The 7,622-nt window shown below is 66.6% G+C and carries 13 protein-coding genes; 12 read left to right on the top strand and 1 reads right to left on the bottom strand.

Annotated elements, in window-relative coordinates; all coding sequences use genetic code 11:
- Positions 1-121, top strand: a 121-nt coding sequence (locus tag QRO91_RS05590) for a transposase (protein WP_149860985.1), incomplete at its 5' end; no start/stop codon positions are given.
- Here QRO91_RS05590 and QRO91_RS05585 read toward each other — a convergent pair.
- Entirely contained in the window at positions 87-422 is a 336-nt protein-coding gene (locus tag QRO91_RS05585; RefSeq protein ID WP_197650867.1) for a hypothetical protein, read from the bottom strand. The genes QRO91_RS05590 and QRO91_RS05585 overlap by 35 nt on opposite strands.
- 14 nt (positions 423-436) lie before the next feature.
- Here QRO91_RS05585 and QRO91_RS05580 point away from each other — a divergent pair, with 14 nt between their 5' ends.
- The 11 genes from QRO91_RS05580 (at position 437) to QRO91_RS05530 (ending at position 7,622) form a co-directional block, all read left to right on the top strand.
- Positions 437-865 (top strand): helix-turn-helix domain-containing protein, encoded by a 429-nt coding sequence (locus tag QRO91_RS05580; RefSeq protein ID WP_238378677.1) that lies wholly within the window; start codon positions 437-439, stop codon positions 863-865.
- The gene (locus QRO91_RS05575) at positions 862-1,212 is read left to right on the top strand and encodes a hypothetical protein (protein ID WP_049430158.1); all 351 of its coding nucleotides are present in this window, start codon (positions 862-864) and stop codon (positions 1,210-1,212) included. Before QRO91_RS05580 ends, QRO91_RS05575 begins: the two co-directional genes overlap by 4 nt.
- On the top strand, positions 1,209-1,694 hold the full coding sequence (locus tag QRO91_RS05570) for a glycoside hydrolase family 104 protein (protein ID WP_049430159.1): 486 nt from the start codon (positions 1,209-1,211) through the stop codon (positions 1,692-1,694). The genes QRO91_RS05575 and QRO91_RS05570 overlap by 4 nt, the downstream gene beginning before the upstream one ends.
- Positions 1,691-2,068: a hypothetical protein gene (locus tag QRO91_RS05565; protein WP_049430160.1), complete on the top strand. Its 378-nt coding sequence runs from the start codon at positions 1,691-1,693 to the stop codon at positions 2,066-2,068. The genes QRO91_RS05570 and QRO91_RS05565 overlap by 4 nt, the downstream gene beginning before the upstream one ends.
- Positions 1,992-2,303 (top strand): hypothetical protein, encoded by a 312-nt coding sequence (locus tag QRO91_RS05560; protein WP_049430161.1) that lies wholly within the window; start codon positions 1,992-1,994, stop codon positions 2,301-2,303. The genes QRO91_RS05565 and QRO91_RS05560 overlap by 77 nt, the downstream gene beginning before the upstream one ends.
- Before the next feature lie 116 nt (positions 2,304-2,419).
- On the top strand, positions 2,420-2,974 hold the full coding sequence (locus QRO91_RS05555) for a hypothetical protein (RefSeq protein WP_049430162.1): 555 nt from the start codon (positions 2,420-2,422) through the stop codon (positions 2,972-2,974).
- Positions 2,971-3,561, top strand: a complete 591-nt coding sequence (locus QRO91_RS05550; protein WP_049430163.1) for a phage baseplate assembly protein V — start codon at positions 2,971-2,973, stop codon at positions 3,559-3,561. The genes QRO91_RS05555 and QRO91_RS05550 overlap by 4 nt, the downstream gene beginning before the upstream one ends.
- Before the next feature lie 52 nt (positions 3,562-3,613).
- Positions 3,614-3,952 carry a GPW/gp25 family protein gene (locus QRO91_RS05545; protein ID WP_049430164.1) on the top strand — a complete coding sequence of 113 codons (339 nt, stop codon included), beginning with the start codon at positions 3,614-3,616 and terminating at the stop codon, positions 3,950-3,952.
- Between the two features lie 2 nt (positions 3,953-3,954).
- Positions 3,955-4,851, top strand: coding sequence for a baseplate J/gp47 family protein (locus QRO91_RS05540; protein WP_049430165.1), 897 nt, complete (start codon positions 3,955-3,957; stop codon positions 4,849-4,851).
- Positions 4,852-5,074: 223 nt separating this feature from the next.
- Positions 5,075-5,623, top strand: a complete 549-nt coding sequence (locus QRO91_RS05535) for a phage tail protein I (RefSeq protein ID WP_238378719.1) — start codon at positions 5,075-5,077, stop codon at positions 5,621-5,623.
- Positions 5,624-5,630: 7 nt separating this feature from the next.
- Positions 5,631-7,622 carry a tail fiber domain-containing protein gene (locus QRO91_RS05530; RefSeq protein ID WP_197619839.1) on the top strand — a complete coding sequence of 664 codons (1,992 nt, stop codon included), beginning with the start codon at positions 5,631-5,633 and terminating at the stop codon, positions 7,620-7,622.

Below are 7,622 nucleotides of genomic sequence, written 5' to 3'. Positions count from 1 at the left end.
AACGAATCTGGTCGAGGGAATCAACAACAAGATCAAGGTCATCAAGCGCGTCGCCTACGGATACCGAGACGACGCCTATTTCTTCCTCAAAATCCGTGCAGCCTTCCCCGGACTTGGGTGAAGAACCTTTTTTTTGCGGCCAGTACACGGCGGATGAGGCCATGTGGCGGGTGGCCGTCCTCACCCTGTACCTGCCCGTTCCCCTTGATCTGCCTCCGTTCCTGCCAGGTGAGGACAACGAGTACGGATGTACAGGAAAACAGCAGCGGCCAGTGCAGGCGGATGCAGCGCACTGCAAGCAGGCGGGGCGTGATCCTCACCCGTCCTCGCGCACGGCTGAACGCCTTCAGCGCGCCGACATCAAAGTAGATGAAAGGTGTTGACTGACCGGACGGGATGGCAACAGTGGAGATCAATGCCACTGAAGACATCCTCCATGAACGCCCTGCCCGACAGCATCCAGACCCTGGCCGAGGTCATCGGCGAATCCGCAGCCCTCACGCTGGTGCGTGCGTGGCCGCCGACCACCTCCAGCACCACCGGCCGTCACCGTGTCATTGTCTACGTCCCCTCCACCCTGCCCGACCAGCATCGGCTGATCGACATCCTTGGCCACGACGTCGCCCAGCGGCTGGTCGCGCACTTCGGCGGCGAACTGTTGTTCCTGGCGTCCTGCTTCGCTGCCGGCGCGCACGAACGCCGTGAACAGATCGCCCGCGCGGTCGCCAGCGGCATGCCACGCGACCATGTCGCGCGTGAGTTCGGCGTCTCCCAGACCACCATCAAGCGTGCCCTGCGCGGTGCGCGCAGTGCGCCGCCACCGGCCGTGCACCCGGCCCTGCTCAAGGGGTACGCACGCGCATGAACGAGAGCGACCTGCTGGCCGGCGTGCCAGACTGGGCCAAGTACCTGGGCGGGACCTCGGGCGTGCTGATCGCGGTGTCGTTGTGGCTGCGCCAGTGGCTGTCGTCGGCCAAGGTCGACCGCACCGCCGATGAAGCCACCAGCAACACCCTGCGCACGCTGCAGGAACAACTCGCGGCCGAACGTACACGCGCCGATGGACTGATGCACGAACGCGAGGCAATGGCCCAGGAGATCGGACAGCTGCGTGGTGAGGTCAGTGCCCTGCGTGCGCAGATCACCCAGCAGAGCGTACAGATAGACGCCCTGCTGGCCCTGGTTCGCAGGCAACCGGGAGCGGCCGCATGACCGTCGCCGCCGCCAGCGCCCTCGGTGGCACCAACGTCGCTGCGTTCCTGGACATGCTGGCCGTGTCCGAAGGCACCGACATTCCGGGCCAGCGCTCACGTGACCGCGGCTACGACGTCATCGTCGGCGGCCAGCTGTTCACCGACTACCGCGACCATCCCCGCGTGCTGGTGTCGCTGCCGCGCTATGGCATCAAGTCCAGCGCCGCCGGCCGCTACCAGTTCCTGCGCAGCACCTGGGACGACCTGCGCTCACGCCTGGGCCTGCCCGACTTCGGGCCGGTCTCGCAGGACCGTGCAGCAGTCGCCCTGCTGAAGCAGTGCGGTGCCTACGAGCTGATCCGGCTGGGACGCTTCGATGCCGCCGTTACCGCGGCACGGCGCATCTGGGCGTCGCTGCCAGGCGCCGGCTACGGGCAGAAGGAGCACGCACTGGAAACACTGCGCGCGGCCTACCGGGCCGCCGGTGGAGCCCTGCAGTGACGCCCGGGACCCTGAGGCTGGGCATCGGACTGCTGGTCCTTGCCGGCAGCCACGCGAGCTGCGCCTGGCTGGGATGGACCCTGCGCGGCCGCAGCGCGGACCTTGCCGCTGCCACCACCCGGGCGGCACAGCAGGCGGCCCGCACCGATGCAGCCCAGCGCGCGCACCAGCAGGCCCTGGACAACAGCGCCGCAGGCGCGCAGGCCGAATCACAACGCGTGGCCCAGCAGGCCCGCCGCACCGAACAATTCAACACCCTGCAACGGGACATCGAGACCCATGCCAAGACTCCTGGTCGTGATCGCGGCGACGCTGACGCTGAGTTCGTGCGCATCTGGCGCGAGGCCAACGCCGGCCACGCCCTGCCGCGCTGATCTCAGCATCGCACCGGCCCAGCTGCTTCCCCCTTCCCGCCTGCCAGACCTGCACGCGGCCAGCGATGACGCGCTGCTGCGCAATCACGTTGCCGTCGCACAGCAGTACCACGCGCTGGCCGACCAGCTGAGTGCGCTGCTGTGCAGCCTCGGCAACCAGCACGGCATCACCATCAATGGCGCCGTGCCGGCAGCACCTGCCCACTGCGACAGCAGCGCCACTCCCGCGCGCTGAGCCTGCCGGACACGGCCACGCCTGCAATGCCACCCCACAGCGGTGATGGCAACACTGGCTGCTGACCGCGCGCATTGCAGCGCTACGCCCTTCCTCCCCTCTCTGCATGAGCTGACATGGCGAACGATCCCTTCCCTCCCACGCTCGATCCGCTGATTGCCGCGATCGAAGCCGCGATCCGCGCACGCTTTCCCGGGTTTGCAAGCGTCGAGTTCCATCGCGATGCCAGCGCTGAGGGGATGCCCCTGCCGGCCTGCCTTCTGGCGATGACCCGCTGTGATCGCAGCCGTGACAACAATGATGGCAGTGGCCTGCTGCAGGCCACGCTGCGTTTCGAAGCCCGCATCGCGCTGCCGGCAACCGACGCAAGCACAGCGCTGCAGCTGCGCAATGCGGCCCTCGCCCTGGCGACCTGGCTGCACCAGCTCGGCCGCTTTCCCGGCGTTGCCAGCGGCGCGATCGATGTGATCGCGGCGTCGCCCGAAGACCCAGCGGCAGCACAGCCGGGCCTGCGCACCTGGATCGTTGAGTGGTCGCTGCCGGTCGCGCTGGGCGACAACCCGTGGGACGACGCCGGTGGCGTGGTGCCGCAGGCGTCCTACAGCTTCGCGCCGGAGATCGGTCGCGCCCATGAGTCCCGCTACCAGCTGTTGCCGGAGCGCGCACGATGAGCGCCGAACACGCGCGGCTGATCGGCAACCTGCTGATGATCGGCGTGGTGCGCGAACTCGACGAGGCAAACGGGCGCGTTCGCGTCGATGCCGACGGCATGCTTACCGACTGGATTCCCTGGCTGGAGCGCCGCGCGGGGCCGGGCATGCGCAGCTGGTGCGCCCCCGAACCAGGCGAGCAGGTCGTGCTGGCGTGCCCCTATGGCGACCCCGGCCAGGCGCTGGTACTCGGCAGCCTGTATCAGGACCGCTTTCCGCCACCCGCCGACTCGCGCCTGCGGCAGCGCACCGAGTTCGCCGACGGCAGCACCGTCGAGTACGACCAGGAAACCACCACGCTGAGCGTTAACGTCGGCAGCGGCAAGGTCATCGTCACCTGTGCAAGCGCGCAGGTGATCGCCAGCGAATCGATCGTGCTCGACACGCCCTCGATCAAGGCGAGCGGCGATCTGGATGTCAGCGGCGCGATCAGCGCCGGCAAGGACATCAGCACACCCGGCGAGATCAAGGCCGGTGCCATCGGCCTGAAGGCACACAAGCACACCGCCCAGGGCCCAACCGCCCCGACCACGCCGGCCCAGGCCTGAACGGCCACGCCTGCAATGCCCTGAAAACCCGCACTCCACGACGATAGAGGCCATGCGAGGAATCAACGCCAACACCGGCAAATCACTGGATGGGCTCGCCCATCTCCACCAGTCCGTGCGTGACATTCTCACCACGCCCCTTGGCTCCCGCGTACTGCGCCGCGAATACGGTTCACGCGTGTTTGAACTGATCGATGCGCCGACCAACCGCTCGCTGCGCATGGACCTGATCGCGGCCACCGTCGACGCACTCGCGCGATGGGAACCGCGTCTCCACGTCGAGAACGTCGACGTCTCCCTCCCCGCCCCCGGCATGATGATCCTGGCAGTGACCGGGATCCACCTGCCGGACGGCGAGGCCATCACCATCGAAGGAATCGAGGTTCGCTAACCGTGGCATCCGGCTCGTTCACCAGTGTCAATCTGTCCCAGCTGCCTGCCCCGGCGGTCATCGAAGTGCTCGATTTCGAAGCCATGTTCGATGAATCGCTGACCGCACTGCAGGCTCTGGATCCCACTTTCGACGCGCTGCTGCCGTCGGACCCGGCCTTCAAGATCCTGGAGGTCTGCACCTACCTGCGCCTGCTCGATCGCCAGCGTGTCAACGACGCCGCGCGTGGCGTGATGCTGGCCTATGCCGGTGGCAGCGACCTGGACCACCTTGCCGCCATCTTCGGCATCGCCCGCCAGGTGCTCGACCCGGGCAAACCGCAGGAAGGCATTCCACCGCGATATGAGAGCGATGAGGACTTCCGCCGCCGCATCCAGCTGGGTCCGGAAGGCTTCAGCGTAGCGGGGCCGGAGGGCGCCTATGTGTTCCATGCGCTGAGCGCGGACCCACGCGTGCTCGACGCCAGTGCGACCAGTCCCGCCCCCGGCGAAGTGGTGGTCTCGGTGCTGTCGCGCGAAGCGGATGGAACCGCCACCCAGGGCCTGCTCGACATCGTCGAAGCGAAGCTGAGCGCGGATGACGTGCGACCGCTGACCGACCACGTGCTGGTGAAGCCGGCCACGATCGTCAACTATACGGTCGACGCCACGCTGTTCACCTTTGCCGGCCCGGATTCGCAGGTCGTGCTTGCCGAAGCGCGCACCCGCCTGGACCGCTACATCAGCGAGTCACACCGTCTCGGCCGCGACGTCACCCGTTCGGGGTTGTTCGCCGCATTGCATGCCGAGGGCGTGCAGCGCGTGGAAATCGTCCATCCAGCTGCAGATGTGGTGGTGGACCGGACCCAGGCCACGCACTGCACCGGCGTGACCCTGACCCACGGCGGCACCGATGAATGAGCCGAGCACGCGCCTGATCAACGCGCGCCTGCGCGGCGCGATCGATGGCCGCAACCGCACCTTCCGCCACCCCGGCGGCGCGCTGGCGAGCCTGCAGTCGGTATTCCGCACCGATGCGCAGGGGCGGCAGCTGCTGCAGGGCAGCGTCATCGAGGGCAGCAGGGTCACCCTGGCCGCTGCACCGGCGCCCGGAGAGGTCATCGATGGTGACGCCCAGGTGGTGGTGCCCTCGGCGGCGAACCTGCTTCCCGCCAACGCCACCCACGCCGAGCGCGCGCTTGCCCGCGCCATCGTTGCACGTCCGTTGCCGGTGGACATCACCGCGCTGTGGGATGCCGACCGCTGCCCGACCGCACTGCTGCCCTGGCTGGCCTGGGCGCTGTCGCTGGACGAATGGAAAGCCTACTGGCCCGAAGCGGTGAAGCGCGCCCGGGTGCGTACGGCCATCGCCATCCAGCGACGCAAGGGCACCGCCGGCAGCGTGCGCGACGTGGTGGCCGCCTTCGGCGGCTCGGTGCTGATCCGCGAGTGGTGGCAGTTGCAGCCCAGGGGCGCGCCGCACACCTTCGAAGCGGTGATGACCATCGCCAACCAGGATGGCCAGTCCGCCACGGCGATGTTCGTCGAGGACGTCATCGGCGAAATCACCCGGACCAAGCCGGTGCGCTCGCATTTCACCTTTACCCAGGGCATGCAGGCCGACGCCGCCGTCGGCGCACTGGCAGCCGCCCACGCCACGGCCTTCCGCCGCCTTCAACTGATCGGAGAGTAACCCCCGCATGCGCCTGAAAATCACCGATGCCGGCTTCGCCAAGCTGGTCAATCCGCCGAACACCGGCACCAACGCCGTCCTGATCACCCAGATCGGCCTGACCTCGACCGCCTTCGTGCCTTCAGCCGGGCTCACCGCGCTGCCCGGCGAGATCAAGCGCGTGGCCACCTTCGGCGGCCAGGCCGTGGGCGATGACACCGTGCACGTCACCATCCGCGACGACAGCGCCACCTCCTACACGCTGCGCGGTTTCGGCCTGTACCTGGCCGACGGCACCCTGTTTGCCAGCTACGGCCAGGCCGATCCGATCATGGAGAAGTCGGCCGCATCGATGCTGCTGCTGGCCACCGATACCCGCTTCAGCGGGATCGACACAACGCAGATCCAGTTCGGCGACGCCGGCTTCCTCTATCCACCGGCCACCACCGAGGTGGTCGGCGTGGTCGAGCTGGCCACCAGCACTGAAGCCGAAGATGCGGCCGACACCCAGCGCGCGGTAACCCCGCGCGGCCTGCGCGCCTACACCGACAAGCGCTTCGGCGCCAGCGCCCCGACCGCGCTGGCGAAGACGCTGCTGTCTGCGGCGAACACCACCGCGGCGCGCACTGCCCTGGAACTGAAGAGCGCCGCGCTGAAGGACACCGGGCATGGCAACGGCCTGGACGCCGACACCCTGGACGGCAAGCACGCCTCCGAGTTCGCCCTGGCCGGTGACTTCGCCACCGTGGGCCACAAGCATGTGATTGCCGATGTGACCGGACTGCAGCCGGCGCTGGATGGCAAGGCATCCAGGGGCGGCAACACGTTCACCGACCAGCAGTTCATCAGCGGCACGTATCCCTTGATGGGCTTCGGTGCCGCTGGTGCCGAGCAGTCCTTCATTGGCGGCTGGGGAAATTCCAGCCTGTGGCGCGTATGGAGCGCCGATCGCAGTGCCAGTAGTGAGATCACCATCAAGCATGGCGACACGCCGCGCTGGAACGGCTCGCCGATGTGGCATGCCGGGAACTTCGCGCCTGACACGAAGATGGACAAGAGTGGCGGGACGTTCACTGGCCATGTTGCAGTGAACGGCAATTCGCTGCGCTCCTATGGTTGGAATGGGGTGCCCAACGATGGCGTTATTGTGTTGGGTGATGCGAACTCCTACATCTTCAAAAATGGCTCGAACTTCACTTTCGCAAACTCAGCGGGTGGGTTCACCTCCACACTCAGTACTGGTGGATCCATCTGGACGAGTGGGAACTTTGATCCCGCAAGCAAAATAAACAGGACCGGCGACACTGTGACCGGTTCACTGCGTGTCAACGCGTATCTGTACACCCAGGCAGCCGCAGGACACAACTTGATCAGATTCATCAGCAATGGAGCCGGAACCACCGTGCTCCAGTCAGTGAATCCGGCCGAGAATGCCTTTGCACCACTTGAGCTGCGCGGCTCCACTGTTTCTGTGATTGGACCCGCCTCCTTCAATGAAACCGTAACCACGGTAGGCTCGCTCATCAGTGCTGGTGGCTGCGTTCGAACAAACGCAGGCACCGATGTACTTGCCGGCTACGTTGCGTTCCATCGTGCGGATGGAACACGTATGGGATACGTAGGCTGGGGGGATGGAAATCGGATCCAGTACTCTGCGGAGAATGGATTCACCGGTCATGCCTTCATCGGTAGTGTATCTGCCACAGGCGGATACGACTTCGGCTCCTCACGAAAGTTGAAGAACATCGAGGGCGTACTTCCCTACGGTCTGGCTGCTGTAGAGAAAATGGAACTGGCCGCCGGCCACTACAAGCCTGAGTACAACGACGACGGTCGTCGCCGCCTGTTCTTCGTCGCCGAGCAGCTGGCCGAGCTGGTGCCGGAAGCAGTCGACCTGGAAGGTGTCGAGTTCCAAGGTGAACGCGTGGCGTCGGTCAAGCTCGACCAGCTGCTGCCGGTCATGGCCAAGGCCATCCAGGAACTGGCCGCCGAAGTGCGCGCACTGAAAGCGGAGCGCTGA

The sequence above is a fragment of the Stenotrophomonas maltophilia group sp. Smal32 genome, assembly GCF_030237085.1.
GTDB classification, from domain to species: Bacteria; Pseudomonadota; Gammaproteobacteria; order Xanthomonadales; family Xanthomonadaceae; genus Stenotrophomonas; species Stenotrophomonas maltophilia_Q.
This window is presented reverse-complemented; position numbering and strand designations above follow the sequence as displayed.